The following is a 25,794-nucleotide window of genomic DNA, read 5'->3' on the forward strand; positions in this document are numbered from 1 at the left end:
CGACCCGGTCGTCACTCCTGGTCGGTACGGTAGGGGGCATGGCCGACCCGTCCACCTACCGTCCCGCGCCCGGGCAGATTCCGGACTCGCCCGGGGTCTACAAGTTCCGCGACGCCGACTCGCGCGTGATCTACGTCGGCAAGGCCAAGAGCCTGCGCCAGCGCCTGGCGAACTACTTCCAGGACCTGGCCAACCTGCACCCGCGCACGCGGCAGATGGTCACCACCGCCGCGTCCGTCGAGTGGACGGTGGTGGGCACCGAGGTCGAGGCGCTCCAGCTGGAGTACACCTGGATCAAGGAGTTCGACCCGCGCTTCAACGTGAAGTACCGGGACGACAAGAGCTACCCCTTCCTCGCCGTCACCATGAACGAGGAGTTCCCGCGCGCGCAGGTGATGCGCGGGTCCAAGAAGAAGGGCGTGCGCTACTTCGGGCCCTACGGCCATGCCTGGGCGATCCGCGAGACGCTCGACCTGATGCTGCGCGTCTTCCCCGTCCGCACCTGCTCCGCGGGCGTGTTCAAGCGCGCCGAGCAGATCGGACGCCCCTGCCTGCTCGGCTACATCGGCAAGTGCTCCGCTCCCTGCGTCGGCCGGGTCTCGGCCGAGGAGCACCGCGACCTCGCCGAGGAGTTCTGCGACTTCATGGCCGGCCACGCCGGCACCTACGTCAAGCGCCTGGAGGCCCAGATGCGCGAGGCGGCCATGGAGATGGAGTACGAGAAGGCCGCCCGGCTGCGCGACGACATAGAGGCGCTCAAGCGGGCGATGGAGAAGAACGCCGTCGTCCTCGGCGACGGCACCGACGCCGACCTGCTCGCCTTCGCGCAGGACGAACTCGAGGCCGCCGTGCAGATCTTCCACGTGCGCGGTGGTCGGGTGCGCGGGCAGCGCGGCTGGGTGACGGACAAGGTCGAGCAGATCGACACCCCGCTGCTGGTCGAACACGCGCTGGTGCAGCTGTACGGCGAGGAGAGCGGCGAGGGCGTCCCGCGCGAGGTGCTGGTGCCGGCGCTGCCCGAGCCGGTCGAGCCGGTGCTGACCTGGCTCGCCGAGCGGCGCGGCAGCAAGGTGGACCTGCGCGTCCCGCAGCGCGGCGACAAGCGCGAGCTGATGACCACGGTCGAGCGCAACGCGCTGCAGGCGCTCGCCCTGCACAAGACCAAGCGCGCCGCGGACCTCACCACCCGCTCCGTCGCGCTGCAGGAGATCGCCGACGCGCTGGGGCTGGACACGGCACCGCTGCGGATCGAGTGCTACGACATCTCGCACCTCCAGGGGCAGGACGTGGTCGCGTCCATGGTCGTCTTCGAGGACGGGCTCGCCCGCAAGTCCGAGTACCGCCGGTTCGCGATCAAGGGGTTCGAGGGCCAGGACGACGTCCGCTCCATGCACGAGGTGATCACCCGCCGCTTCCGGCACCAGGAGCAGGCCCCGGCCAAGGACGAGGAGACCGGCAAGGCCCGGCGTTTCGCCTATCCGCCGCAGCTGATCGTCGTCGACGGCGGGCAGCCGCAGGTCGCCGCCGCGCAGCAGGCGCTGATGGAGGCCGGCGTGACCGATGTGGCACTCTGTGGACTGGCCAAGCGCCTGGAGGAGGTCTGGCTGCCGGACGAGGACGACCCGGTGGTCCTGCCCCGCTCCAGCGAGGGGCTCTACCTGTTGCAGCGGGTGCGCGACGAGGCGCACCGCTTCGCCATCACCTACCAGCGCCAGAAGCGGGCCAAGCGCGCCACGAGCAGCGCCCTGGACACTGTTCCGGGCCTCGGGGAGTCCCGGCGCCAGGCGCTGCTGAAGCACTTCGGCTCGCTGAAGAAGCTGAAGGCGGCGACCATCGACGAGATCTGCGAGGTTCCCGGCGTGGGACGCCGCACGGCGGAGGCCGTTGCGGCAGCGTTGGCCTCACGTACACCGAGTGCTCCGGCGGTGAACATGGCCACCGGCGAGATTATGGAAGAGTCGGACATCATGGGCGTCACATCCGCGGGCGATTTCACTCCGGAGAGTGATCAGGGGAAGCCCTAGACGACATCGCGCGTTGTTTGTACTGATGTGACCGAAAGCGGGGAGAAAGCAGTGAGTACGCCTGAGAGGCTGGTGCCGGCCGAGCCACAGGACAGCTCCGAGGTGCCGGAGCTGGTGATCATCTCCGGGATGTCGGGAGCCGGTCGCAGCACCGCCGCCAAATGCCTGGAGGACCTCGGCTGGTTCGTCGTCGACAACCTGCCGCCCGCCTTGATACCGACCATGGTCGATCTCGGTGCCCGCTCCCAGGGCGCGGTGGCGCGGATAAGCGCCGTCGTCGACGTGCGCGGTCGCAGCTTCTTCGACGACCTGCGCACCGCGCTGGACGACTTGGAGAAGAGTGGCGTCCGGCTGCGCGTCGTCTTCCTGGAGGCCTCCGAGGAAGCGCTCGTCCGCCGCTTCGAGAACGTGCGCCGTCCGCACCCGCTGCAGGGTGACGGCCGGATCGTCGACGGCATCGAGCGCGAGCGGGAGCTGCTGCGCGAGCTGCGCGGCGAGGCCGATCTCGTGATCGACACCTCCAACCTCAACGTCCACGAACTGCGCGCCAAGATGGACGCGCACTTCGCCGACGAGGCCGAGCCCGAGCTGCGGGCGACCGTCATGTCCTTCGGCTTCAAGTACGGCCTGCCCGTCGACGCCGACCTCGTGGTCGACTGCCGCTTCCTGCCGAACCCGCACTGGGTGCCGGAGCTGCGCGCCCACACCGGCACCGACGAGGAGGTCGCCCGGTACGTCTTCGACCAGCCCGGTGCCAAGGAGTTCCTCAACGGCTACGCCGAGCTGCTGCGGATCGTCACCGAGGGCTACCGCCGCGAGGGCAAGCGCTACATGACGATTGCCGTAGGCTGCACCGGAGGAAAGCACCGCAGTGTGGCGATGTCGGAACGGCTGGCCAAGCGCCTGACCGCCGACGGCCTGGAGACGGTGCTCGTCCACCGGGACATGGGGCGAGAGTGACGAGGCGGCGGCACGGTCGGTAGCCGGCCGCCCCTCGCCGCACTGAGGCGATAGGGGCGCGGGTTGGCGGGTAGCTACAGCAGCGCGGCCGGCGGGCCGGGCGGGGCGTTCCGAGCGGCGCGCCGCCGCGGCAGACGGGCCCCGCGGATCGTCGCCCTGGGCGGCGGTCAGGGGCTCTCCGCCTCGCTGCGCGCCCTGCGGCGGCTGACCGCCGAGCTGACCGCCGTGGTCACCGTCGCGGACGACGGCGGCTCCAGCGGCCGGCTCCGTGACGAGCTGGGCGTGCTGCCCCCCGGCGACCTGCGCAAGGCGCTGGCCGCGCTCTGTGGCGACGACGAGTGGGGCCGTACCTGGTCCGAGGTGATCCAGCACCGGTTCCAGAGCGACGGCGAGCTGCACGGCCACGCCGTCGGCAACCTGCTGATCGTTGCGCTGTGGGAGAAGCTGGGTGACCCGGTCGCGGCCCTGGAGTGGGTGGGCCGTCTGCTGGGCGCGCACGGGCGGGTGCTGCCGATGTCGGCGGTCCCGCTGCACATCGAGGCGTCGGTGCGCGGACTGGACCCCGCCGAGCCTGATGTGGTGAGCATCGTCCACGGCCAGGCCGAGGTGGCCGTGACGCCAGGTACCGTGGAGGCGATCAGGCTGCTGCCCGAGGACCCGCCCGCGGTCCCCGAGGCGGTGGAGGCGGTGCACGCCGCGGACTGGGTCGTGCTCGGCCCCGGTTCCTGGTTCACCAGCGTGCTGCCGCATCTGATGGTCCCTCAGCTGCGCGACGCGGTGGCCGGGACGCAGGCCCGCAAGGTGCTCGCGCTGAACCTGGTCGCCCAGCCCGGTGAGACCGAGGGTTTCTCGCCGCAGCGGCACCTGGAGGTCTTCCTCGAGCACGCCGGTGGCGTCGAGCTGGACTTCGTCCTCGCGGACTCCGCGGCGGTGGGCGCCGTCGCGGACTGCGAGGCACTGCGGGACGCGGCGAAGCGCCTGGGCGCCGAACTCGTCCTGGCGCCCGTCGCGGCGAGCGACGGAGCGCGACACGACCCGGAGCTTCTGGCCGCAGCGTACGACCGGATCTTCAGAACGCATGGAAGGATCGCGCCATGGCGATGACGGCAGCTGTGAAGGACGAAATCAGTCGGCTTCCCGTCACCCGGGCTTGCTGCCGCAAGGCAGAGGTGTCGGCGATCCTCCGCTTCGCGGGCGGTCTGCACATCGTGAGCGGACGCATCGTGATCGAGGCCGAGCTGGACACCGGAGTAGCGGCAAGGCGGCTGCGCAAGGATCTGCTGGAGATCTTCGGACACTCCTCGGACCTGGTGGTGATGGCCCCCGGCGGGCTGCGCCGCGGCAGCCGGTACGTGGTGCGGGTGGTCAAGGACGGCGATCTACTGGCCCGACAGACGGGCTTGGTGGACGGGCGTGGACGCCCGATCCGGGGTCTCCCCCCGGCGGTGGTCTCCGGCGCGACGTGCGACGCGGAGGCGGCATGGCGAGGTGCGTTCCTCGCGCACGGCTCCCTGACGGAGCCGGGACGGTCCTCCTCCCTGGAGATCACCTGCCCGGGTTCGGAGGCGGCGCTGGCGCTGGTCGGCGCGGCGCGCCGACTGGGCATCCCCGCGAAGGCGCGGGAGGTGCGGGGTGTGGACCGGGTGGTCATCCGTGACGGTGATGCGATCGGCGCGCTGTTGACGCGCCTGGGGGCGCACGAGTCGGTCCTGGCGTGGGAGGAGCGGCGCATGCGCCGCGAGGTCCGGGCCACGGCGAACCGACTGGCGAACTTCGACGACGCGAACCTGCGCCGCTCCGCGCGGGCCGCGGTGGCAGCGGGAGCCCGGGTCGGGCGAGCGCTGGAGATCCTGGGCGACGACGTGCCGGAGCACCTGGCCGCGGCCGGGCGTCTGCGCATGGAGCACAAGCAGGCCTCCCTGGAGGAGCTCGGCTCCCTGGCGGACCCGCCGCTGACGAAGGACGCGGTCGCGGGCCGGATCCGCCGCCTGCTGGCGATGGCCGACAAGCGCGCGACGGAACTGGGGCTGCCGAACACCGAGCACAGCCTCACCGAGGAGATGGTGGCGGGCTGAGCTCCCGCAGGTAGTTGCACTTCCAGGGGCGCGAGGAACTGCGCGACAAGCCACCGTCTGTGGTGAGTCGCTCAGCGGGCAGGGCCATCCGCAGAGGGTGGTTGCTCGCGCAGTTCCTCGCGCCCCTGTTGTTTGTGCTACTTTCCCTAATGAATTAGGGAAAGGGGTCAAGCGATGGAGTTCCGCGTGCGCAAGGGGAGTGGCATCCCCGCCTACCAGCAGATCGTGCAGCAGGCCGAGCAGGCCCTGCGGGTCGGCGCGCTGCGGCCCGGTGACAAGCTGCCCACGGCGCGTGAGGTCGTGGCCGCCACCGCCGTGAACCCGAACACCGTGCTGCGGGCCTACCAGGAGCTCCAGCGGGCGGGGCTGGTCGAGTCACGGCAGGGCCTCGGCACGTTCGTCGTCGGCACGCTCGGCCGTGCCGAGGGCGCGGCCGAGGAGCTGCGCGGAGAGCTGGACGCCTGGGTCGCGAAGGCGCGCGAGCAGGGCCTCGAACGCGAGGACGTGCTCGCGCTGACGGCCGCCGCCGTCGACCGGCAGTTCCGGACCGCGGATGCCGGGGAGCCGGCGTGATACCCGGCACCGCCGCCCTGGAGATGGTCGGGCTGACCGTGCGCCACCGGCGCCGCACCCTCCTCGACGCCTGCTCGCTGCGGCTGCCCCGAGGCGCGGTCTGCGGACTCGTCGGGCCCAACGGCGCGGGCAAGAGCCTGCTGCTGTCGGCGGCTGCCGGCCTCGTCGCCCCGGACGCCGGTCGGATCACCGTGCTGGGGCGGTCCGCCGGGAGCGACCGGGCACTCCCCGAGGTCGGCTTCCTGGACCAGCACCGCAGCCTGTACCCGCGGATGACCGTCGCGGAACTGCTGGAGACCGGGCGGCGGACCAACGTCCGCTGGCACCAGGACCGGGCCCTGGAGCTGCTCCGCCTCGGCCGGGTGCCGCTCGGCGCGAAGGTCGGGGCCCTCTCGGGCGGGCAGCGCACGCTCGCGGCCCTCGCGCTGGTGCGCGGCAAGGCGCCGCAGCTGATGCTGCTGGACGAGCCGCTCGCCGAGCTCGACCCGCTGGTGCGCCGCGCGGTCCTCGGCCTGCTCCTGGCCGACGTCGCCGACCACGGCACCACCGTGCTGCTCTCCACCCACATCCTCACCGACCTCGACGAGGTCGTGGACCACCTGGTCCTGCTCGACAGCGGGCAGGTCCGGCTGGCGGGCGAGCTGTCCGAGCTGCTCGCCGCGCACCGCTACGTCGACCGGGACGGCGGCCGCGTCCTGGTCCGGCAGGAGACGGGCGCTCCGGGCGACGACGCCCCGACCCTCGACGAGCTCGTCGTCTGCTACCTCCATGCGCCCGGGACGGGCCGCTGGCTCGCCCCCGGCATGCGCCCCGACGCGACGCAGGGAGCGCTGATCGCATGAGCGCGCCCACGTGGCAGCTGGTGCCGCTGAAGGTGAGGCGCATCGAGGAGCAGCCCGCTCGCATCGGCGTCCTCGTCGTGGCCGGGCTTGCCCTGCGCCGTCACCGGCGGCTGATCGTGACGACCGGCCTGGGCCTGCTCGTCCTCGCCTGCTGGACGCTGACCGCGGCCCGGTCCGTCGCCGCCTCCCAGGCCGACTGGTTCGGGGCCGACTGCGGCGACGCCCGTGCGACAACCGCCTGCGAGGCGCTCGGCTTCGACCTGACCGGGGCGGTGCGTTCGGCCCTGTACGCGCAGCTCGCCCTGGTGACGGTCCCGCTGCTGGTCGGCGCGCTGCTGGGGGCGCCGCTGTTGGCCAGGGAGTACGAACAGGGCACGCACCGGACAGCCTGGACCCAGGCCGTCACCCGCGGCCGGTGGCTCGCCGGCCAACTGCTGGTCCTCGGCGGGACCTCACTGCTGACCGGCCTCGTGGCGGCGGCGCTGGGCGTCCGGTTGATCCAGGCCTCCAGCCCGGCGGTCTTCCCGGAGTCGTCCGGCTTCGGACCGGTGCTGTTCAACTCCTTCGGCCCGCTGCTGGCGGCCGGCACGCTGCTCGCCTTCGCCGTCGGGGTGCTCTGCGGAGCACTGTGGCGGCGCACGCTCCCGGCGATCGGCGCCACCGTGGCCGGATACGGCGGCCTCGCGCTGCTGCTGACAGCGATCCGGGGCCACCTCTGGCCGGCCCGGACGATCTTCCCGCCGCACGGCTACGACCTGCGTCCGGACGACTGGCTGATGTCCGACGGCGTTGTCACCGTCGACGGCCATCGGCTCTCCTACGCGCAGTGCGGTCCCGAGGGCGACTGTCCCGCCGGATCGCGCACCTTCGAGATCTACCACCCCGCCGCCCAGCTCTGGCCGATGCAGTGGACCGTCGCCGCGATCATGCTCGCGCTCGGTCTGGCCGCCGTGCTGCTCAGCTACCGCGCGCTCGAACGCAACCGCCTGTAGCCCACCTCGCTCCCCACCCCTCGTCCCCGCGTCCGCGCCGGAGGAGTACTTCGTCATGCCCACTTTCACCCGCCCCCGGCTGGCCGCCGTCGACGGACTGCGGCTGCTGGCCGCCGCCGGCGTCGCCGCCTACCACTACCTGGGCACGCCGACCCCCGACTTCTGGGGAGTCGGCCGCGACCTGCCGACGGCCGCCCCGCTGCTGCACGCGGTCAGCGGGTACGGCTGGCTCGGTGTCGAGGCGTTCTTCCTGATCAGCGGCTTCGTCATCTGCATGAGCGCCTGGGGTCGCACCCCCGCGCAGTTCGCCGTCTCCCGGATCGCCCGGCTCTTCCCGCTCTACTGGGCGGTCGTCGTCCTGATCGTGCTCGTGGGCAGCCTCGCCGGGGTGGCCGGGCAGCACTCGGGCGCCCCGACCGATCTGCGCACCAGCCTGGGAAATCTGACGATGATTCCGGGACCGTTGGGGCTGCAGGCCACCGACGGCGTGGCCTGGACGCTGTGGGTGGAGGCCCGCTTCTACCTGCTGATGGGCGGGCTGCTGCTGGTCGGGCTGACCTACCGGCGCGCCGTCGCCTTCGGGTTCCTCTGGCTCACCCTCGCCGCCATCGGCCGCGAGCTGCACTCGGCGGTGCTGGACGAGTTCCTGCTCAGCCAGTACGCGGGGCTCTTCGTCACCGGCATCGCTCTCTACCTGATCCACCGTTTCGGGCCCGACCTGCTGTTGTGGCTGCTGGCCGGCTTCGCCTGGTGCTACACACTGACGGTGCTGCACGACAGGGTCGCCCAGCACGCCGTCCCCGCCGCACGCGGGGCGAGCCCGAGTTGGCCGGTGAGCGCGGCCGTGCTGTCCGGATTCCTGGTGCTGCTGGCGCTGGCCGGTTCCGGCCCGTTCAAGGGCCTGCGCTCCCGGGTACTGATCCACGCGGGCGCGCTCACCTATCCCTTCTACCTGGTGCACCAGAGCCTCGGCGTTCCGGTGGCCCGCGGTGTGCTCAAGATGCTGCCCGGCGCCGGGCTGCTGCCGGCGGTCGGAGCGGGCCTCTGTTTCTCGTTGCTGCTGGCCACGGCGCTGAACCGGTGGGTGGACCGCCCCCTCGGCCCGCTGCTGCGCCGCCACCTCACGGCGGCCCTGGACGCGCGGCCCCATGCGCGTTCCCTACCGGAACGCATCCCCCTGTTCGCAACTGGAGAGAGTGCCAAAAGTCCCCTGTCCACGGGCCGGTCGGATGTGCTCAAGAACACCTTGCGGAGGTAGGGTCGTAACCGGTCGGGGACATCCCAAAATTTCCAGCTCGTCGGCCGGCGAAGGCCGACGTACCAGCGAGGAGATCGGTTCGTGACGATCCGGGTAGGCATCAACGGTTTTGGCCGAATCGGCCGCAACTACTTCCGAGCGATCGCGTCCCAGGGCGCCGACATCGAGATCGTCGGTGTCAACGACCTCACCGACACCAAGACCCTGGCGCACCTGCTCAAGTACGACTCGACCCTGGGCACCTTCCAGGCCGAGGTCACCCACACGGACGACACCATCACCGTCGATGGCAAGACCTTCAAGGTCACCGCGGAGCGCGACCCCGCCAACCTGCCCTGGGGCGAGCTCGGCGCGGACATCGTGATCGAGTCCACCGGCATCTTCACCAAGGCCGACGGTGCGAAGAAGCACCTGCAGGCCGGCGCCAAGAAGGTCCTCATCTCGGCTCCCGCCACCGACGAGGACATCACCATCGTCATGGGCGTCAACGACGACAAGCTCGACGTGGCGACGCAGAGCATCATCTCCAACGCCTCCTGCACCACCAACTGCGTGGCGCCGCTGGCCAAGGTCCTGCACGAGGCCTTCGGCATCGTCACCGGCTTCATGACGACCGTGCACGCCTACACCAACGACCAGGTCACCCTGGACTTCCCGCACAAGGACCTGCGCCGCGCCCGCGCCGCTGCCCTGAGCATCATCCCGACCTCCACCGGTGCCGCCAAGGCCACCGCGCTGGTGCTGCCGGAGCTCAAGGGCAAGCTGGACGGCACCTCGCTGCGCGTCCCGGTGCCCACCGGCTCGATCACCGACCTGGTGGTGACCCTGCAGCGCGAGGTCACCAAGGACGAGGTCAACGCCGCCTACCAGAAGGCCGCGCAGGGTCAGCTGAAGGGCATCCTCCACTACAACGAGGACCCGATCGTCTCCCGCGACATCGTCAACTCGCCCTTCTCCTGCATCTTCGACGCGCCGCTGACGATGGTCCAGGGCAACCAGGTCAAGGTGTTCGGCTGGTACGACAACGAGTGGGGCTACTCCAACCGTCTCGTCGACCTGACCGTCGCGGTCGGCGACCAGCTCTGAGCTGCGGCTGACGAGTACGAAGTCGGATAAGCCAGTGTGAAGCAGACAGGGTCCGGACGGTATCGTCCGGACCCTGTGTGCGTGTCACCGATCAACGCCCACTCCACGAAGCAGAAAAGGGACTCAGCCCGATCATGCAGACCATCGACGACCTGATCGCCGGCCCCGGCGTCGCCGGCAAGCGCGTCTTCGTCCGCGCCGACCTCAACGTGCCGATGTCCGACGGCCTGATCACCGACGACGGCCGTATCCGTGCCGTGCTGCCGACCATCGTCAAGCTCGTCGAGGCCGACGCCAAGGTGATCGTCGCCTCGCACCTGGGCCGCCCGAAGGGCGAGCCCGACCCGAAGTTCTCGCTGCTGCAGGCCGCCGAGCGGCTCGCCGAGCTGCTGGGCAAGCCGGTGGCCTTCGCCCAGGACACCGTCGGCCCGGCCGCGCACGACGCGGTGAACGGCCTGGAGCCCGGCCAGGTGGCCGTCATCGAGAACCTCCGCTTCAACGCGGGGGAGACCAGCAAGGACGACGCCGAGCGCGGCGAGTTCGCCGACCAGCTCGCCGCCCTCGCGGACCTCTACGTCGGCGACGGCTTCGGTGCGGTGCACCGCAAGCACGCCTCGGTCTACGACCTGCCCGCCCGCCTGCCGCACGCGGTCGGCCTGCTGATCGGCACCGAGGTGGGTGTGCTCAAGCGCCTGACCGAGGACGTCGAGCGCCCGTACGTGGTCGTGCTCGGCGGCGCCAAGGTCTCCGACAAGCTCGCCGTGATCGACAACCTGCTCGGCAAGGCCGACCGCATCCTGGTCGGCGGCGGCATGATGTTCACCTTCCTCGCGGCCCAGGGCCACCAGGTCGGCACCTCGCTGCTGCAGGAGGACCAGATCGCGGTCGTCAAGGAGTACCTGGCCCGGGCCGAGCGCGAGGGCGTGGAGTTCGTGCTCCCCGTCGACGCGCGCGTCTCCGCCACGTTCCCGGACCTCAAGACGAAGGCCCCCGTCGACGACGTCGAGGTCGTCGGCGTGGACGCCATGCCCGCCGGCAAGATGGGCCTGGACGTCGGCCCGAAGACCGAGGAGCTGTTCGCGGCCAAGCTGGCCGACGCCAGGACGGTCTTCTGGAACGGCCCCATGGGCGTCTTCGAGCACCCGGCCTTCGCCGACGGCACCAGCGCCGTCGCCAAGGGTCTGCTGGACTCCGACGCCTTCACCGTCGTCGGCGGCGGCGACTCGGCCGCGGCCGTGCGCCTGCTCGGCTTCGACGAGACGAAGTTCGGCCACATCTCCACGGGTGGCGGCGCCAGCCTGGAGTACCTCGAAGGCAAGACCCTCCCCGGGCTTGCCGCACTGGAGAAGTGATACCTGACATGACCGACATCGTTCGCAAGCCGCTCATGGCCGGCAACTGGAAGATGAACCTCAACCACCTCGAGGCCATCGCCCACACCCAGAAGCTGGCGTTCGCCCTCACCGACAAGGACTACGACGCGGTGGAGGTGGCGGCGCTGACGCCGTTCACCGACCTGCGCTCGGTGCAGACCCTCGTCGACGGCGACAAGCTGAAGATCAAGTACGGCTCGCAGGACATCTCGGCGCACGACTCCGGCGCCTACACCGGCGAGATCTCCGGTCCGATGCTGGCCAAGCTGAAGTGCACCTACGCGACGATCGGCCACTCGGAGCGCCGCCAGTACCACGGCGAGAACGAGGAGATCGTCAACGCCAAGGTCAAGGCCGCGTTCCGCAACGGCATCACGCCGATCCTCTGCGTCGGCGAGGGCCTGGACATCCGCAAGGCCGGCAACCAGGTCTCCTACACCCTCGCCCAGGTCGACGGCGCCCTCGCCGACGTCCCGGCCGAGCAGGTGGCCACCATCGTCATCGCCTACGAGCCCGTCTGGGCCATCGGCACCGGCGAGGTGGCGACCCCCGAGGACGCGCAGGAGGTCTGCGGCGCGATCCGGGTGCGCCTGGCCGAGCTGTACGACCAGGCGGTCGCCGACGCCGTCCGCGTCCTGTACGGCGGCTCCGTCAAGGGCAGCAACGCGGCCGGGATCATGGCCAAGCCCGACGTGGACGGCGCCCTGGTCGGTGGCGCCTCGCTGGACGCGGAGGAGTTCGTCCGCATCGTCCGCTACCGCGACCAGGCTGTCTCGTAGCCGAAGCCCTGGTCGAGAATGTTGCAGCCCCGAGCGGCTTTCCACTTAGGATGTCGCACGCCTAAGGTGATAGGGCCCGGGCTTGTCGCCCGGGCCCTGTCGCCAGCACGTTCCACACCCGAAAGATAGGTCCGGTTGTGATCCTCGGTTTCTCCATCGCGCTGATCTTCTTCAGCGTGATGATGGTCATCCTGGTCCTGCTCCACAAGGGCAAGGGCGGCGGCCTGTCCGACATGTTCGGTGGCGGCATGTCCTCCACCGGTGGTGGTTCCGCGGTCGCCGAGCGCAACCTGGACCGGATCACCATCTTCATGGGCGTCGGCTGGTTCGTCTGCATCATCGTCCTCTCGCTGCTGATGAAGGCCAAGAACGGCTGAGTCACCGCAGCTCAGCGGGGTGAAGTCAGGACTTCTGACGGAGCGTCGCCACCACGCCTATCATGGGTGACGGTCGTCTCCGAAGAGGGTGTGGGGCGACGCTTATGCGTTCCGTACACTAGGACGACCTTGGCCCGGGGAGCGCCACCCGGGACGACTTTCGCAGTACCGCACCATCACGCAGGGAGTCAGACCGTGGCAAGTGGCAACGCCATTCGTGGCAGCAGGGTCGGGGCCGGGCCGATGGGAGAGGCCGAGCGTGGCGAGTCCGCCCCGCGCCTCCGCATCTCCTTCTGGTGCGCCAACGGACACGAGACGAAGCCGAGCTTCGCCTCGGACGCGCAGATCCCGGACACCTGGGACTGTCCGCGCTGCGGTTTCCCGGCCGGCCAGGACGAGGAGAACCCGCCCGCGCCGCCGCGCACCGAGCCGTACAAGACCCACCTCGCCTACGTGCGTGAGCGTCGCAGCGACGCCGACGGCGAGGCGATCCTCGCCGAGGCGCTCGCCAAGCTCCGCGGCGAGATCTGACCGGTGCGGCCCGGAGGCCTCTCCGACGGGATGTCAACTCCCGTACCGAGGAGGCCTCCGGTGACTTCTGACCCGTTACCGGTCGAGCCCTTGCCCGCCACGGCCTGGGCCGTCCTCGGGCTGCTCTCCTTCGGGAGGGAGCTGACGGGTTACGAGCTGAAGAAGTGGGCCGAGCTGACTCTCGCCCACTTCTTCTGGAGCCCCTCCTCGGCCGAGCTCTACGCCGAGCTGCGCCACCTCGAGCGGTCCGGCCACGTCGCCGTGGACACCCTCCCGGGTGAACTCGGTGCGCGACGTCGCTACCGGCTCACTCCCTCCGGCGAGGACGCCCTGCGCCGCCGGCTGGCCCACACGCCTCTGCCGCCGGTCGACCCACCGCCGGCCTTCCATCTCTGGCTGGGACATCTCCACGACCCGGCCCGCCTGCGCGAACTGCTGCGCGCCGCCCGGGCCCTGGCCGACAAGCGCGCCGCCCAGGCCGAGACCGACGCGCTCGCCCTCGCGGACTCCCCGGAACTCACCCACGCCGCCCGCGCCCTGCGCCTCGCCGCCCGCGCCCACGCGGACGAACGCGACCGCCTCGACGCGGCGTTGGACGACCTCGAAGCCTGAGCGTCAGCCGCTGCGCTGCGCCCGCCGGGCCCGGTGGGCGGCGACGGTGGTCCGGCTCGCGCAGGCGTTGCCGCAGAAGCGGCGGGTGCGGTTGCGTGACTGGTCGACGAAGAAGTGCGGGCAGCCCTCGGCGGCGCAGCGGCCCAGCGTCAGGCCGGGGTCGCGGGTGGCGAGGTGCGCGAGGGTGGCCGCGACGGTCCGCCCGATCCACGGCACGGCGGGGGAGCCGTCGGCGGCGAAGTGGATGTGCGGGGCCCCGGCCCCGTCGTGGTCGGAGAGGCGCATCTGCGGCGGGAAGCGCTTCAGCAGCAGCTCGACGGCCGCCGGTGACGCCTCGTCGGCGATCTGTCCGAGTGCCTCGCGGAGCAGGGTGAGCAGCGGAGTGAGCTCCGTGCGATCGGGACGGGCGATGCCGTGCTGGGTCAGCATCTCCGCCGAATCGTCCGACAAGTCGTCGGCGTGACCGGTGTTCACGAGCTCGACCGCGAAGCGGGTCACGTTGCCCAAGTAGTCGACGTAGTGCACTTGACCACCTACATGAAGATCCATACGGTAGGCGCCATGATAACTGACGCCACCTACGCTGCGGTGCCTGCCGCCCGGCAGCTGCTGCTTCTCGGAGCCTGGGATCTCGCTCTCGGCCTGTTGGCGGGCGCCGACGGCGAGGGTGTGCCGGAGCTGCGGGCGCAGATCCTGGTCGAGCGGAACTGGTGGCGTCTGGATGACCCGGCGGCCGCGCTGGCGGCAGCCGACGCGCTGCCGCACGCCCCTCTGCTGCGCGGCCAACTCGCTTACACGCGCCTGCTGTTCGACCCCACCCCGAGTGACGACGACGCCGCGCTCGCCGGGTCGGCGTTCCAGTCCGCCGCGGACGACCCGGCGACGGCCGGCTGGGGGAGCTTCTGGCAGGGAGTGCTGCGGCAGAACATCCACGAGGACGACGCGGCGGCACGGCCCTCCTTCGACGAGGCGCTGCGTCGCTCGCGCGAGGAGGGCGACCTCCTCCTGGAGTCCTACGTGGTGCGCCATCTCTCCGACTACGAGGCGGACCCGACGCCGCTGCTGCGCCGCTCGCTCCAGCTGCGGGCCGCCCTCGGCGCCCGCCCGCAGGTGGCCGCCGCGCAGATGTCGCTCGCGGGGGAACTGCCGGAGGGCGCGGAGCGCGCCCTCCTCCTGGAGGCGTCCCGTGCCACGGCCGAGGAGTTGGGCCTGACCTGGGTGCTCAGGTTCCTCGTCTGAGCGGCTGAGCCGCTGAGCCGCTGAGCCGCTGAGCGGTCGGTCTCGGCTAGACCGGGACCTTCTCCGGCTCGGCAGCCGTCAGCTCCGCCGCCGTCGCAGCCGCGCGGCGGCGCCGACGCCAGGCCAGCGGGAAGTAGAGCAGCGTCGAGCCGCCGACGGCGAAGAGGCAGTAGGTGACCGCCTGGGTGCCGTTCGCGACGTACTGCTGCCACGCCGCCCAGGCGCAGACGCCGGTCAGGCTGAGGGTGATCAGCGAGAGTGAGAGCGCCCCGCCGGGGATGCGGTAGGGCCGCTCCAGCTCCGGTTCGCGGATGCGCAGCGCGATCAGCGCGGCGACCTGGAGCAGCAGCGAGATGTTGGTGAGGAAGACGTCCACGATGATCAGGTTGCTGAAGCTGCTGAGGCAGAACAGCGCGTAGATCACCGAGGAGCCGACGATGGAGACGACCGGCACCTGACGCCGGGCGCTCTTCCTCGCCACCCACTTCGGGAAGTAGCCGTCCTCGGCGAGGACGAAGGGCAGACGGGCGTTGGAGGCCAGCAGCGCCGAGAACATCGCCACCGAGGCGAACATGCCGCCGACCGTCACCGTGATCTGCAGCCACGGCCCGGCCAGGGCCTTGGCGACGTCGGAGAAAGAGCCGCTCTGCCAGTTCTTCCACCCGGCGGTGCCGTCCGCGCCGACCGCGAGGGAGGCCAGCGAGGGGAGCAGGTAGCCGACGGCGATGAGGACCACCGAGATGGACAGTGCCTTGGGCAGGTGCTTGCGCGGGTTCTCCATCTCCCCGGCGACGGTCGAGACGCTGTCCCAGCCGCTGTAGTTCCACATCGCCAGGAAGAGGCCGGCGCCGAACGCGTTCCAGGTGGACTGGTTCGGGGCACTGGTCAGTTCGCCCACGGGGTTGGTGCCGTGGGTGAGCAGGTGGACGAAGCCGACGACGCTGAGCAGCAGCATGGGGGTCAGGCAGACGATCGCGAAGATCACCGAGGAGTCGCCGACCCAGGCCGCGCCCATCAGGTTCACCGCCGTGAAGACGACGATGACGGCGAGGCAGATGAACCAGTTCAGGTCGAAGGCGAAGTTGCCGAGGTGGAACAGCACGTGCTGCCCGGGTGCCACGACCGAGGCCATCGACTGCAGGTAGCTGGTGAACAGCACCGGGTAGACGGCCATGTCGACGAAGCTGCACAGCCAGCGCAGGACGCCCTGCTGGAAGCCCCAGAAGTCACCGAGCCCGCGCCGGACCCAGTGGTAGAACCCGCCGTCGACGGGGATCGCCGTGCCGAGCTCGGCGCAGACCAGCGCGTGCGGAATGCTGTAGATCAGTGGCGTGACCACGATCAGCAGCAGGCCCATCCCGGGGCCGGAGGTGGAGAACAACCCCTCGATGCCGTAGGCACCGCCGGAGACGCTGAAGAAGATCAACGCCACCAGGGGCATCAGTTTCACCCGACGGGGTGCGGGCAGAGACGTCACGGCCGGAACAGCGGCGGTCGGTGGCATTCCCACCCCGATCTTGCGATTGTCGAACAGAGGAGCGGAAGGATTATCTCCGGATTTCTGGGCTTCGGGGCAGTTTGCACTGCGTCAACCGTCTGTGTACATCCATGACACCTTGTCGCCGCTGAGGCGCTGGACGGCGAAGGGCCCGTCTCCCGGTGCGGGGGAGACGGGCCCTTGACGCAGGACGCCTACGCGACGTCCGGCGGGTAGAGCTGGGGCGGGATCTTCGAGGCCGCCGCGCGGTCCAGCAGCCACAGGGTGCGGCTGCGGCCGACCGCGCCGGAGGCCGGGGCAAGGATCGGCCCCGGGCCGGAGAGGGCCAGGGCGACCGCGTCGGCCTTGTCCTCACCGGCGGCCAGCAGCCAGACCTCGCGGGCGTGGCGGATGGCCGGGAGGGTGAGCGAGACCCGGGTCGGCGGGGGCTTGGGCGCGCCACGCACGCCGACCACCGTCAACTCGGTCTCCCGCACCCCCGGGTGCTCCGGGAAGAGCGAGGCCACGTGCGTGTCCGGCCCGACGCCCAGCAGCAGTACGTCGAAGCTGGGCACCGCCACCCGGTCGGTCGGCGAGGCCGCCTTGGCCAGCTCCGCCGCGTACGCGGCGGCCGCCGCCTCCGCGTCGGTGCCGAAGGCGCCGCCGGAGGCCGGCATCGGGTGCACCCGGGCCGGGTCCAGCGGGACCGCGTCGAGCAGCTCCGCGCGTGCCTGGGTGTCGTTGCGCTCGGCGTCGCCCTCCGGCAGGAACCGCTCGTCGCCCCACCACAGGTCCAGCCGCGACCAGTCGATCGCGTCCCGGGCGGGGGAGGCGGCGACGGCCGCGAGCAGCGCGTTGCCGTTCCGACCACCCGTCAGCACCACCGAGGCGAAGCCGCGCGCGGACTGCGCGTCGACGATCCGGGTGATCAGCCGTGCCGCCGCGGCAAGGGCCATGAGCTCCTTGTCGCGGTGCACGACCAGCTGCGGCGCCGTCACTTCTGCGTCCGGGACGCCGAAGCCGTGGACTTCTTCGCCGCCTTCGCCGGAGCGGCCGGGGCCGCCTCGGGCGCGTCGACGACCTCGCGGGTGGAGGAGGTGGAGTGGAGGTTCTCCACGCCGTACCGCACCGCCGACGCGTAGATCAGGTCCGGGTCCAGACGGCGCAGCTCCTCGGCGATCAGCTCCGAGGTCTCGCGCCGCTTGAGCGCGACCATCCGGTCCGGCTGGCCCGGCATGGACAGCTTGGCCAGCAGGCCGTCCGGACGGTCCAGGCAGACGTCCCCGTCCGCCGTGTGCATCCGCACCGCGGTGATGCCGGGGCCCTGGCTGACCTTGCGCTCGACCTTGATGCTGAGCCGCTCCGCCAGCCACAGCGCCAGCAGCTCGGTCGAGGGGTTGTAGGACTCGCCCTCCACCGTCGCGCTGTCGACGGTGACGTGCTTCTGGTCCAGCGCGGCGGCCAGCATCGAGCGCCACGGGGTGATCCGGGTCCAGGCCAGGTCGGTGTCGCCGGGCGCGTAGGACGCGGCCCGGGCGGCCAGCTGGTCCACCGGGTTCTCCGCCGTGACGGCGTCGGTGATCCGGCGCTGGGCCAGCGCGCCGAGCGGGTCCTTGGCCGGGTCCGCCGGGGCGTTCTCCGGCCACCAGACCACGACCGGCGCGTCCGGCAGCAGCAGCGGCAGCACCACGGACTGGGCCTGACCGGCCAGCTCGCCGTGCAGACGCAGCACCACCGTCTCGCCGGTGCCCGAGTCGGAGCCGACCCGGACCTCGGCGTCCAGGCGCGCCTGCGACCGTGCCCGGGGCGAGCGCCCCGGACGGCGGATGACGGCCAGGATGCGCGAGGGGTGCTCGCGCGAGGCGTCGGAGGCGGCCTTGAGCGCGTCGTAGGCGCTGCCCTCGTCGGTGACGATGACGAGGGTCAGCACCATGCCGACGGTCGCCGTGCCGATGGCCCGGCGGGCGTCGATCAGCGCCGCGTTGATCTTGCTGGAGTTGGTGTCGGTGAGGTCGATCTTCATGGGCGGCGCCAGCTCCTGCCGTCTCGTGCGAGCATCTCGTCCGCCTCGGCCGGACCCCAGGTCCCGGCCTGGTACTGCGCGGGCTTGCCGTGCGCGTCCCAGTACTTCTCGATCGGGTCGAGGATCCGCCAGGACGTCTCGACCTCCTGGTGGCGCGGGAACAGGTTCGCGTCCCCGAGCAGCACGTCCAGGATCAGTCGCTCGTAGGCCTCCGGGCTGGACTCGGTGAAGGACTCGCCGTAGGCGAAGTCCATCGTCACGTCCCGCACCTCCATCGAGGTGCCCGGCACCTTGGAGCCGAAGCGCACCGTGACGCCCTCGTCCGGCTGGACGCGGATGACCAGCGCGTTCTGCCCCAGCTCCTCCGTCGCCGCAGCGTCGAAGGGCAGGTAGGGCGCCCGCTGGAAGACCACCGCGATCTCGGTGACGCGCCGGCCCAGCCGCTTGCCGGTGCGCAGGTAGAACGGCACGCCCGCCCAGCGGCGGTTGTTGATCTCCAGCTTGATCGCGGCGTAGGTGTCGGTCTTGGACTTGGGGTTGATCCCCTCCTCCTCCAGGTAGCCCGGCACCTCCTCGCCGCCCTGGAAGCCGTGCGCGTACTGCGCCCGCACGGTGTGCTTGCCCAGGTCGTCCGGGATCTTGACCGAGGTCAGGACCTTGAGCTTCTCCGCGACCAGCGCCTTCGGGTGGAAGGAGGCGGGCTCCTCCATCGCGGTCAGCGCCATCAGCTGCAGCAGGTGGTTCTGGATGACGTCACGGGCGGCGCCGATGCCGTCGTAGTACCCGGCACGGCCACCGATGCCGATGTCCTCGGCCATGGTGATCTGCACGTGGTCGACGTAGCCGCGGTTCCAGATCGGCTCGAACATCGCGTTGGCGAAACGCAGCGCCAGGATGTTCTGGACCGTCTCCTTGCCCAGGTAGTGGTCGATCCGGAAGACCTCGTCCCGCGGGAAGACCTCGTGCACGACCTGGTTCAGCTCCTGCGCGGAGGCGAGGTCGTGTCCGAACGGCTTCTCGATGACGGCGCGGCGCCAGGAACCCTTGGGCGGGTCGGCCAGACCGTGGGCCTTGAGCTGCTGCACCACCTGCGGGAAGAACTTCGGCGGCACGGACAGGTAGAAGGCGAAGTTGCCGCCCGTGCCCTGCGCCTTGTCCAGCTCCTCGATGGTCTCGCGCAGCTTCTCGAACGCCGCGTTGTCCACGAACTCGCCCTGGACGAAGCGCATGCCCTTGGCCAGCTGCTGCCAGACCTCCTCGCGGAACGGCGTGCGCGAGTGCTCCTTGACGGAGTCGTGCACCACCTGGGCGAAGTCCTCGTCCTCCCAGTCGCGGCGGGCGAAGCCGACGAGCGAGAAGCCCGGCGGCAGCAGGCCGCGGTTGGCCAGGTCGTAGATCGCCGGCATCAGCTTCTTGCGCGACAGGTCGCCCGTCACACCGAAGATGACCAGGCCCGACGGCCCCGCGATGCGCGGGAGCCGTCGGTCCGCCGGGTCACGCAGCGGGTTGATCCACACGTTGGTCTCGCCGAAGTCGTCCGCCACCACGTCGTCGAGGACGGGGTCGTCGGATACCGCTGCGGGATCGGTCACTTCGTTGCGCCGCCCTTCGCGTCCAGGGACTGCTGGACGGTCTCCAGCAGCTCCTTCCAGGAGATCTCGAACTTCTCGACGCCCTCGTCCTCCAGCACCTGGACGACGTCGTCGTAGGAGATGCCGAGCGCGGCGACCTGGTCCAGCACGGCCTTGGCGTCGGCGTAGTTCGGGGTCACCGTGTCGCCGCGGACCACGCCGTGGTCGGCGACGGCGTCGAGGGTGGCCTCCGGCATGGTGTTGACGGTGCCCGGCGCGGCCAGCTCCACGACGTACATGGTGTCGTCGTAGTTCGGGTCCTTGACGCCGGTGGAGGCCCAGAGCGGACGCTGCGGCTTGGCGCCCGCGGCGGCCAGCGCCTTCCAGCGGTCGCTGCTGAACACCTCCTCGTACGCCTCGTAGGCCAGGCGGGCGTTGGCGATGGCCGCCTTGCCCTTGAGGTCGAGCGCCTCCTCGGTGCCGATCTTCGTCAGGCGCTTGTCGATCTCCGTGTCCACGCGGGAGACGAAGAAGGAGGCGACCGACTCGATCGTGGCGAGGCTGTGGCCGTTGGCCTTGGCCTGCTCCAGACCGGTCAGGAAGGCGTCCATGACGGCCTTGTAGCGGTCCAGCGAGAAGATCAGCGTGACGTTGACGCTGATGCCCTCGGCCAGCACCGCGGTGATCGCGGGCAGGCCCTCGACCGTGGCCGGGATCTTGATGAAGGTGTTCGGGCGGTCGACCAGCCACCACAGCTGCTTGGCCTCGGCGACGGTCGGCGCCGTCTCGTGGGCCAGGCGCGGGTCCACCTCGATGGAGACCCGGCCGTCGCGGCCGTTGCTCGCGTCGTAGACCGGGCGCAGCACGTCGGCCGCGTCGCGGACGTCGGCGGAGGTCATCATGCGGACGGCCTCGTCCACGGTGACGCCGCGCACGGCCAGGTCGGCGAGCTGGGCCTCGTAGCCGTCGCCGGAGCCGATCGCCTTCTGGAAGATCGACGGGTTGGTGGTCACGCCCACCACGTGCTTGTCGCGGACCAGCTCGGCGAGGTTGCCGGAGGTGAGCCGCTTGCGGGACAGGTCGTCCAGCCAGATCGCAACGCCTTCGTCGCTGAGGCGCGCCAGGGAGTCAGTCATGTTGATGCTCTTTCCTCTGCGTTACGTCTGGTTCAGCTACCGGCCGCAGCCAGAGATTCCTTCGCGGCGGCCACCACGTGCTCGGGGGTGAAGCCGAACTCGCGGAAGAGCACCTTGGCGTCGGCGCTGGCGCCGAAGTGCTCCAGGGAGACGACGCGGCCGGCGTCGCCGACAAAGCGGTACCAGGTCAGCGCGATGCCGGCCTCGACCGCGACGCGGGCCCGGACGGCCGGCGGCAGGACGCTGTCGCGGTACTCCTGGGTCTGCTCCGCGAACCACTCGATCGACGGCATCGAGACCACGCGGGTCGGGATGCCCTCGGCCTGCAGCGCCTCGCGGGCCGCGACGGCCAGCTGCAGCTCGGAGCCGGTGCCGATGAGGACGACCTTCGCGTCGCCACCCTCGGCCTCGGTGTGGACGTAGCCGCCCTTGGCCGTGTCCTCGTTGCGGGCGTAGGTGGGGACGCCCTGACGGGTCAGCGCCAGGCCGTGCGGGGCCGGGTTGGCGCTGTGGCGGCGCATGATCTCCTCCCACGCCACCGCGGTCTCGTTGGCGTCGGCCGGGCGGACCATGTTCAGGCCCGGGATCGCGCGCAGCACGGCCATGTGCTCGACCGGCTGGTGGGTCGGGCCGTCCTCGCCGAGGCCGATGGAGTCGTGCGTCCACACGTAGGTGACCGGCAGCTTCATCAGCGCGGCCAGGCGGACCGCCGGGCGCATGTAGTCGGAGAAGACCAGGAACGTGCCGCCGTAGATGCGGGTGTTCCCGTGCAGCGCGATGCCGTTCATCGTCGAGCCCATGGCGTGCTCGCGGATGCCGAAGTGCACCGTGCGGCCGTACGGGCTCGCCTCCGGCAGCGGGTTGCCGACCGGGAGGAACGACGAGGAGGCGTCGATGGTGGTGTTGTTCGAGCCGGCCAGGTCGGCCGAGCCGCCCCACAGCTCCGGCAGCACCTTGCCCAGACCCTGCAGCACCTTGCCGGACGCGGCGCGGGTGGCGACGGAGGAGCCGACCTCGAACGCGGGGACGGACCGCTCCCAGCCCTCCGGCAGCTCGCCCGCCTGGACGCGGTCGAACAGCTCGGCGCGCGCCGGGTTGGCGGTGCGCCAGTCGGCCAGCTGCTTCTCCCAGACGGCGTGGGCCTCGGCGCCGCGGTCGCCGACCTTGCGGGCGTGCGCGAGCACCTCCGGCTCGACGACGAAGGACTGCTCCGGGTCGAAGCCGAGCACGCGCTTGGTGGCGGCGACCTCGTCCTTGCCGAGCGCGGAGCCGTGCGCGGCCTCGGTGTTCTGCGCGTTCGGGGCCGGCCAGGCGATGATCGTGCGCATCGCGATGATGGACGGCTTGCCGGTCTCGGCCTTGGCGGCGGTCAGCGCGTCGTTGAGGGCGTTCACGTCGATGTCGCCGGACTCCGACGGCTCGATGCGCTGGACGTGCCAGCCGTACGCCTCGTAGCGCTTGAGCACGTCCTCGGAGAAGGCGGTCTCGGTGTCGCCCTCGATCGAGATGTGGTTGTCGTCGTAGAGGAAGACCAGGTTGCCCAGCTTCTGGTGGCCGGCCAGCGAGGACGCCTCGGAGGCGATGCCCTCCTCCAGGTCACCGTCGGAGACGATGGCCCAGATGGTCTGGTCGAACGGGGAGGCGCCCTGCGGGGCCTCCGGGTCGAACAGGCCGCGCTCGTAGCGGGAGGCCATGGCCATGCCGACGGCGTTGCCGACGCCCTGGCCCAGCGGGCCGGTGGTGGTCTCGACACCCACGGTGTGGCCGTGCTCCGGGTGGCCCGGGGTCAGCGAGCCCCAGGTGCGGAACGACTCCAGGTCCGCAAGGGTCAGGCCGTAGCCCGACAGGTAGAGCTGGATGTAGAGCGTCAGCGAGGTGTGGCCCGGCGAGAGCACGAAGCGGTCGCGGCCGACCCACTGGGCGTCCGCCGGGTCGTGGCGCAGAAAGCGCTGGTAGATGAGGTACGCGGCCGGGGCCAGGCTCATCGCCGTACCGGGGTGACCGTTTCCGACCTTCTGGACCGCGTCCGCAGCCAGCACGCGCACGGTGTCCACCGCGCGCTGGTCGAGCTCGTCCCATTCGAAGGTGTTACTCGGCGTCGTGCTCACCCTGAATCAGGGCTCCTTCCGTAACGTCTTCCGACTCGAGCCAGGAGCCGACAACGGCGGCGGTTTCTGGGCACAGAGCGTTGACCCGCTTTACAAACGCGAGCCTACCGCTCATGCGTGCGTGCGTTCCCGCTGAACGACGCAGACCGGTTACGCGCTGCGATGACCGTTCGCCCCACGTTCACCCTGCTGACGACGGGGTTTGTGCCGACACGGCCCCCCGCCGCAATAGCGGAGATATGGAACGTCTAAGGTGGCGTGGTACTGCTGAGCTTCATCAACCAGGGGTGTTCGTGACCGCCGTCGAATCCCGTCCGGCCGGTCTGGTCGAGGGGACCCCCGGGCAACGGCCGCTGACGGCCCGCCTCGGGGCCTTCATCGCACTGACCAAGCCGCGGATCATCGAGCTGCTGCTGATCACCACCGTTCCGGTGATGTTCCTGGCGCAGCGCGGAGTTCCCGACCTGCTGCTCGTGCTGGAGGTCGTCGTCGGCGGCTACCTCTCCGCGGGTGGTGCCAACGCGCTCAACATGTACATCGACCGCGACATCGACGCGTTGATGACCCGCACCGAGCGCCGCCCGCTGGTGACCGGCATGGTCTCCCCGCGCGAGGCGCTGGTCTTCGGCATCGCGCTGGCGATCGGCTCGACGCTGTGGTTCTGGGCGTTGGTCAACCCGTTGAGCGCGGCGCTGTCGCTGGCGGCCCTCCTCTTCTACGTCGTCGTCTACACGATGGGGCTGAAGCGCCGGACGGCGCAGAACATCGTCTGGGGCGGCATCGCCGGCTGCATGCCGGTCTTCATCGGCTGGTCCGCGGTGACGAACTCGCTGGCCTGGCCGCCGGTCGTGCTCTTCCTCGTCATCTTCTTCTGGACGCCGCCGCACTACTGGCCGCTGTCGATGAAGGTGAAGGACGACTACGCCAACGCCGGCGTGCCGATGCTGCCGGTGATCGCGACGAACGAGGCGGTCGCCAAGCAGATCGTCGCCTACAGCTGGGTCATGGTCGCCGTCTCGCTGACGCTGTGGCCGCTGGGCCACACCAGCGTGGTCTACCCGGTCACGGCGGTGGCGCTGGGCGCGCTGTGGCTGAAGGAGGCGCACGGCCTGCTGGCCCGCGCCAAGGCCGGAGTGGTGGGCGCGAAGCTGAAGGAGATGCGGCTGTTCCACTGGTCGATCACCTACCTCACGCTGCTCTTCGTCGAGATCGCGATCGACCCGTTCTTGAAGTAGGCGAGCCTGAAGTAGCCCTCACCGTTTTCTCGACCGGGCCCCGATGTGCAATAACGCACATCGGGGCCCGGTCGTATGTCGGCGTACCCCTGAGTAATCTGCTGTTCATGACCACCGAAGAGACCACCGCCGCCGTCCTCTCCCCCCGGGACGAGAAGCGCGCGCAGCGGATCGCCAAGAACGTCAAGGCCTTCGCCGCCGAGCACGGTGGCACTGCGGACGGCGTCGTCGAGTACGTCGGCAAGATCGCCACCCGCATCGCCCTGGTGGGCGCGGACGGCCAGTGGGGCGACCAGGTCGCCCCGTCCATGGCCGTCGCGGAGCGCGCGGTGGAGCTGTCCGGTGTCACCCGCCACGACAGCTTCGAGGGCGAGTTGGGCCTGAAGGTCAAGACGGGCGAGTACGAGTGGAAGCGCATGGCGGGCATCCAGATCTGATCCACAGACGAAGGAGCCCCCGGCCGACGGCCGGGGGCTCCTTCGTCTGTGTGCGTCAGGCCGTCGCGACCAGCGCCTCGATGTCGGTCGGTCGGCTGAGCTCGCCGACCTGGGGCCGCACCCGCAGCGAGAGGTGCAGGCGCAGCACGGCGACCCAGCACAGCGCGGCGCCGAGCATGTGGATGCCCACCAGCAGCTCAGGGACGTGCGTGAAGTACTGGACGAAGCCCAGCACGCCCTGCGCCAGCAGCACGACCAGGAACTCCTTGGCCAGGCGCCGGGGGGCCGTGGGTGCGTCCACGGCCATCAGGACGAAGATCAGGGCGACGGCCAGGCCGACGGAGATCATCGCGAAGTCGGCGTGGAACTGGGTGATCTTGTCCCAGTTGAACGGCATGCGCTTCACGTCGCTGCTGTCGCCCGGGTGCGGGCCCGAGCCGGTCACCAGGGTGCCGGCGGCGATCAGCAGGGCCGTCATGGCGACGGTGACGCGGGAGAGGTGGATGATCGGGCGGCCGACGGTGCGGACCGGCTCGCCGTCGCCCTCCCGGGTGCGCTGCCACATCGCCAGCGAGGCGAGGATCTGCAGCATCGACAGCAGGAAGTGGCAGGAGACCACGTAGGGGTTCAGGTGCGTCAGCACCGTGATCCCGCCGACGACCGCGTCGCCGACGATGATCCAGAACTGGTACCACCCGAGCCGGGTGACCTCCTTGCGCCACGGCTTGGCGCAGCGCGAGGCCAGGATGGCGATGCCGACGACGATGCAGATGACGTCGGTCAGCATCCGGTTGCTGAACTCGATGATCCCGTGGACGCCCATCGCGCCGGTGGGCGCGAGGGTCGTCGAGGTGCAGGTGGGCCACGTCGGGCAGCCGAGGCCGGAGCCCGTGAGGCGGACCGCGCCGCCCGTCACGATGATCAGCACGCTGCACACCAGCGTGGCCAGCGCCGCGCGGCGGACCCACTGGTCCGGCACGGTCACCCGCTCGGCGAGGTAGGAGAAGGGGGTACGCACGACGTCCATCGTAGGTGCCCCGATTCGCGATCTTTGCCCGGGGTGACGCGTGCCACGGCAGGTCGCTC

General features: G+C 70.7%; 25 protein-coding genes. 17 read left to right on the forward strand and 8 right to left on the reverse strand.

Going from position 1 to position 25,794, the window contains the following annotated elements; genetic code table 11:
• Positions 1–38: 38 nt before the first annotated feature.
• From uvrC to BMY61_RS48335, 14 genes are all read left to right on the forward strand, one after another.
• Positions 39–2,024, forward strand: a complete 1,986-nt coding sequence (gene uvrC, locus BMY61_RS10625) for an excinuclease ABC subunit UvrC (protein ID WP_042441563.1) — start codon at positions 39–41, stop codon at positions 2,022–2,024.
• A 51-nt stretch (positions 2,025–2,075) separates the two neighbouring features.
• Positions 2,076–2,984 carry an RNase adapter RapZ gene (rapZ, locus tag BMY61_RS10630; protein WP_042441561.1) on the forward strand — a complete coding sequence of 303 codons (909 nt, stop codon included), beginning with the start codon at positions 2,076–2,078 and terminating at the stop codon, positions 2,982–2,984.
• 63 nt (positions 2,985–3,047) lie between these two features.
• Positions 3,048–4,088, forward strand: a complete 1,041-nt coding sequence (locus tag BMY61_RS10635; RefSeq protein ID WP_042441559.1) for a gluconeogenesis factor YvcK family protein — start codon at positions 3,048–3,050, stop codon at positions 4,086–4,088.
• Positions 4,079–5,059 carry a DNA-binding protein WhiA gene (gene whiA, locus BMY61_RS10640; RefSeq protein ID WP_042441557.1) on the forward strand — a complete coding sequence of 327 codons (981 nt, stop codon included), beginning with the start codon at positions 4,079–4,081 and terminating at the stop codon, positions 5,057–5,059. Before BMY61_RS10635 ends, whiA begins: the two co-directional genes overlap by 10 nt.
• A gap of 174 nt (positions 5,060–5,233) precedes the next feature.
• On the forward strand, positions 5,234–5,632 hold the full coding sequence (locus tag BMY61_RS10645) for a GntR family transcriptional regulator (protein ID WP_042441555.1): 399 nt from the start codon (positions 5,234–5,236) through the stop codon (positions 5,630–5,632).
• A complete protein-coding gene (locus tag BMY61_RS10650; RefSeq protein ID WP_052438217.1) occupies positions 5,629–6,474 on the forward strand; it encodes an ATP-binding cassette domain-containing protein in 846 nt (281 codons plus the stop codon). Before BMY61_RS10645 ends, BMY61_RS10650 begins: the two co-directional genes overlap by 4 nt.
• Complete coding sequence (locus BMY61_RS10655) at positions 6,471–7,466, forward strand: ABC transporter permease (protein WP_042441553.1); 996 nt, start codon at positions 6,471–6,473, stop codon at positions 7,464–7,466. The genes BMY61_RS10650 and BMY61_RS10655 overlap by 4 nt, the downstream gene beginning before the upstream one ends.
• 55 nt (positions 7,467–7,521) lie before the next feature.
• The gene (locus BMY61_RS10660; RefSeq protein ID WP_082014631.1) at positions 7,522–8,724 is read left to right on the forward strand and encodes an acyltransferase family protein; all 1,203 of its coding nucleotides are present in this window, start codon (positions 7,522–7,524) and stop codon (positions 8,722–8,724) included.
• An 81-nt stretch (positions 8,725–8,805) separates the two neighbouring features.
• Positions 8,806–9,810, forward strand: coding sequence for a type I glyceraldehyde-3-phosphate dehydrogenase (gene gap / locus BMY61_RS10665; RefSeq protein ID WP_042441552.1), 1,005 nt, complete (start codon positions 8,806–8,808; stop codon positions 9,808–9,810).
• 134 nt (positions 9,811–9,944) lie between these two features.
• Complete coding sequence (locus BMY61_RS10670; protein ID WP_042441550.1) at positions 9,945–11,162, forward strand: phosphoglycerate kinase; 1,218 nt, start codon at positions 9,945–9,947, stop codon at positions 11,160–11,162.
• Between the two features lie 8 nt (positions 11,163–11,170).
• Positions 11,171–11,962, forward strand: a complete 792-nt coding sequence (gene tpiA / locus BMY61_RS10675) for a triose-phosphate isomerase (RefSeq protein ID WP_042441548.1) — start codon at positions 11,171–11,173, stop codon at positions 11,960–11,962.
• A gap of 137 nt (positions 11,963–12,099) precedes the next feature.
• Positions 12,100–12,339 carry a preprotein translocase subunit SecG gene (gene secG / locus BMY61_RS10680; RefSeq protein WP_042363812.1) on the forward strand — a complete coding sequence of 80 codons (240 nt, stop codon included), beginning with the start codon at positions 12,100–12,102 and terminating at the stop codon, positions 12,337–12,339.
• 195 nt (positions 12,340–12,534) lie between these two features.
• Positions 12,535–12,870, forward strand: coding sequence for an RNA polymerase-binding protein RbpA (locus tag BMY61_RS10685; RefSeq protein ID WP_075003839.1), 336 nt, complete (start codon positions 12,535–12,537; stop codon positions 12,868–12,870).
• Positions 12,871–12,930: 60 nt separating this feature from the next.
• Positions 12,931–13,482 carry a PadR family transcriptional regulator gene (locus BMY61_RS48335; RefSeq protein ID WP_161791188.1) on the forward strand — a complete coding sequence of 184 codons (552 nt, stop codon included), beginning with the start codon at positions 12,931–12,933 and terminating at the stop codon, positions 13,480–13,482.
• Between the two features lie 3 nt (positions 13,483–13,485).
• On the opposite strand, the gene BMY61_RS10695 is transcribed toward BMY61_RS48335, so the two are convergent.
• Positions 13,486–14,007 (reverse strand): CGNR zinc finger domain-containing protein, encoded by a 522-nt coding sequence (locus BMY61_RS10695; protein WP_042441544.1) that lies wholly within the window; start codon positions 14,005–14,007, stop codon positions 13,486–13,488.
• Between the two features lie 36 nt (positions 14,008–14,043).
• Between BMY61_RS10695 and BMY61_RS10700 the strand changes: the two genes are divergently transcribed.
• Positions 14,044–14,721 carry a hypothetical protein gene (locus tag BMY61_RS10700; protein WP_042441541.1) on the forward strand — a complete coding sequence of 226 codons (678 nt, stop codon included), beginning with the start codon at positions 14,044–14,046 and terminating at the stop codon, positions 14,719–14,721.
• A 46-nt stretch (positions 14,722–14,767) separates the two neighbouring features.
• Here BMY61_RS10700 and BMY61_RS10705 read toward each other — a convergent pair whose 3' ends face one another.
• The 6 genes from BMY61_RS10705 to tkt all read right to left on the reverse strand — a co-directional run bounded on the left by BMY61_RS10705 (position 14,768) and on the right by tkt (position 23,036).
• Positions 14,768–16,162 carry an APC family permease gene (locus BMY61_RS10705; protein WP_236655793.1) on the reverse strand — a complete coding sequence of 465 codons (1,395 nt, stop codon included), beginning with the start codon at positions 16,160–16,162 and terminating at the stop codon, positions 14,768–14,770.
• A 251-nt stretch (positions 16,163–16,413) separates the two neighbouring features.
• A complete protein-coding gene (gene pgl, locus BMY61_RS10710) occupies positions 16,414–17,196 on the reverse strand; it encodes a 6-phosphogluconolactonase (RefSeq protein ID WP_042441535.1) in 783 nt (260 codons plus the stop codon).
• Positions 17,193–18,221: a glucose-6-phosphate dehydrogenase assembly protein OpcA gene (gene opcA / locus BMY61_RS10715; RefSeq protein ID WP_042441532.1), complete on the reverse strand. Its 1,029-nt coding sequence runs from the start codon at positions 18,219–18,221 to the stop codon at positions 17,193–17,195. Before opcA ends, pgl begins: the two co-directional genes overlap by 4 nt.
• The gene (zwf, locus tag BMY61_RS10720; RefSeq protein ID WP_042441934.1) at positions 18,218–19,738 is read right to left on the reverse strand and encodes a glucose-6-phosphate dehydrogenase; all 1,521 of its coding nucleotides are present in this window, start codon (positions 19,736–19,738) and stop codon (positions 18,218–18,220) included. The genes opcA and zwf overlap by 4 nt, the downstream gene beginning before the upstream one ends.
• A gap of 71 nt (positions 19,739–19,809) precedes the next feature.
• Positions 19,810–20,928 (reverse strand): transaldolase, encoded by a 1,119-nt coding sequence (gene tal, locus BMY61_RS10725; protein WP_042441530.1) that lies wholly within the window; start codon positions 20,926–20,928, stop codon positions 19,810–19,812.
• 32 nt (positions 20,929–20,960) lie between these two features.
• The gene (gene tkt / locus BMY61_RS10730) at positions 20,961–23,036 is read right to left on the reverse strand and encodes a transketolase (RefSeq protein WP_042441527.1); all 2,076 of its coding nucleotides are present in this window, start codon (positions 23,034–23,036) and stop codon (positions 20,961–20,963) included.
• A gap of 293 nt (positions 23,037–23,329) precedes the next feature.
• On the opposite strand from tkt, the gene BMY61_RS10735 reads away from it, so the two are divergent.
• Positions 23,330–24,271: a heme o synthase gene (locus BMY61_RS10735; RefSeq protein ID WP_042441933.1), complete on the forward strand. Its 942-nt coding sequence runs from the start codon at positions 23,330–23,332 to the stop codon at positions 24,269–24,271.
• Between the two features lie 107 nt (positions 24,272–24,378).
• Positions 24,379–24,708 carry a hypothetical protein gene (locus tag BMY61_RS10740; RefSeq protein ID WP_042441525.1) on the forward strand — a complete coding sequence of 110 codons (330 nt, stop codon included), beginning with the start codon at positions 24,379–24,381 and terminating at the stop codon, positions 24,706–24,708.
• A gap of 55 nt (positions 24,709–24,763) precedes the next feature.
• Here BMY61_RS10740 and BMY61_RS10745 read toward each other — a convergent pair whose 3' ends face one another.
• Entirely contained in the window at positions 24,764–25,735 is a 972-nt protein-coding gene (locus BMY61_RS10745) for a COX15/CtaA family protein (protein ID WP_042441523.1), read from the reverse strand.
• Positions 25,736–25,794: the final 59 nt, after the last annotated feature.

Source organism: Streptacidiphilus jiangxiensis (genome assembly GCF_900109465.1).
In the GTDB taxonomy this organism is placed as follows: domain Bacteria; phylum Actinomycetota; class Actinomycetes; order Streptomycetales; family Streptomycetaceae; genus Streptacidiphilus; species Streptacidiphilus jiangxiensis.

Excerpts from the sequence above, each read along its gene's own strand:
- uvrC (WP_042441563.1), top strand. The coding sequence starts at position 39 with ATGGCCGACCCGTCCACCTACCGTCCCGCGCCCGGGCAGATTCCGGAC.
- whiA (WP_042441557.1), top strand. The coding sequence starts at position 4,079 with ATGGCGATGACGGCAGCTGTGAAGGACGAAATCAGTCGGCTTCCCGTC.
- BMY61_RS10645 (WP_042441555.1), top strand. The coding sequence starts at position 5,234 with ATGGAGTTCCGCGTGCGCAAGGGGAGTGGCATCCCCGCCTACCAGCAG.
- BMY61_RS10655 (WP_042441553.1), top strand. The coding sequence starts at position 6,471 with ATGAGCGCGCCCACGTGGCAGCTGGTGCCGCTGAAGGTGAGGCGCATC.
- BMY61_RS10660 (WP_082014631.1), top strand. The coding sequence starts at position 7,522 with ATGCCCACTTTCACCCGCCCCCGGCTGGCCGCCGTCGACGGACTGCGG.
- BMY61_RS10670 (WP_042441550.1), top strand. The coding sequence starts at position 9,945 with ATGCAGACCATCGACGACCTGATCGCCGGCCCCGGCGTCGCCGGCAAG.
- tpiA (WP_042441548.1), top strand. The coding sequence starts at position 11,171 with ATGACCGACATCGTTCGCAAGCCGCTCATGGCCGGCAACTGGAAGATG.
- BMY61_RS10700 (WP_042441541.1), top strand. The coding sequence starts at position 14,044 with ATGATAACTGACGCCACCTACGCTGCGGTGCCTGCCGCCCGGCAGCTG.
- BMY61_RS10705 (WP_236655793.1), bottom strand. The coding sequence starts at position 16,162 with ATGCCCCTGGTGGCGTTGATCTTCTTCAGCGTCTCCGGCGGTGCCTAC.
- opcA (WP_042441532.1), bottom strand. The coding sequence starts at position 18,221 with ATGAAGATCGACCTCACCGACACCAACTCCAGCAAGATCAACGCGGCG.
- tal (WP_042441530.1), bottom strand. The coding sequence starts at position 20,928 with ATGACTGACTCCCTGGCGCGCCTCAGCGACGAAGGCGTTGCGATCTGG.
- BMY61_RS10740 (WP_042441525.1), top strand. The coding sequence starts at position 24,379 with ATGACCACCGAAGAGACCACCGCCGCCGTCCTCTCCCCCCGGGACGAG.
- BMY61_RS10745 (WP_042441523.1), bottom strand. The coding sequence starts at position 25,735 with ATGGACGTCGTGCGTACCCCCTTCTCCTACCTCGCCGAGCGGGTGACC.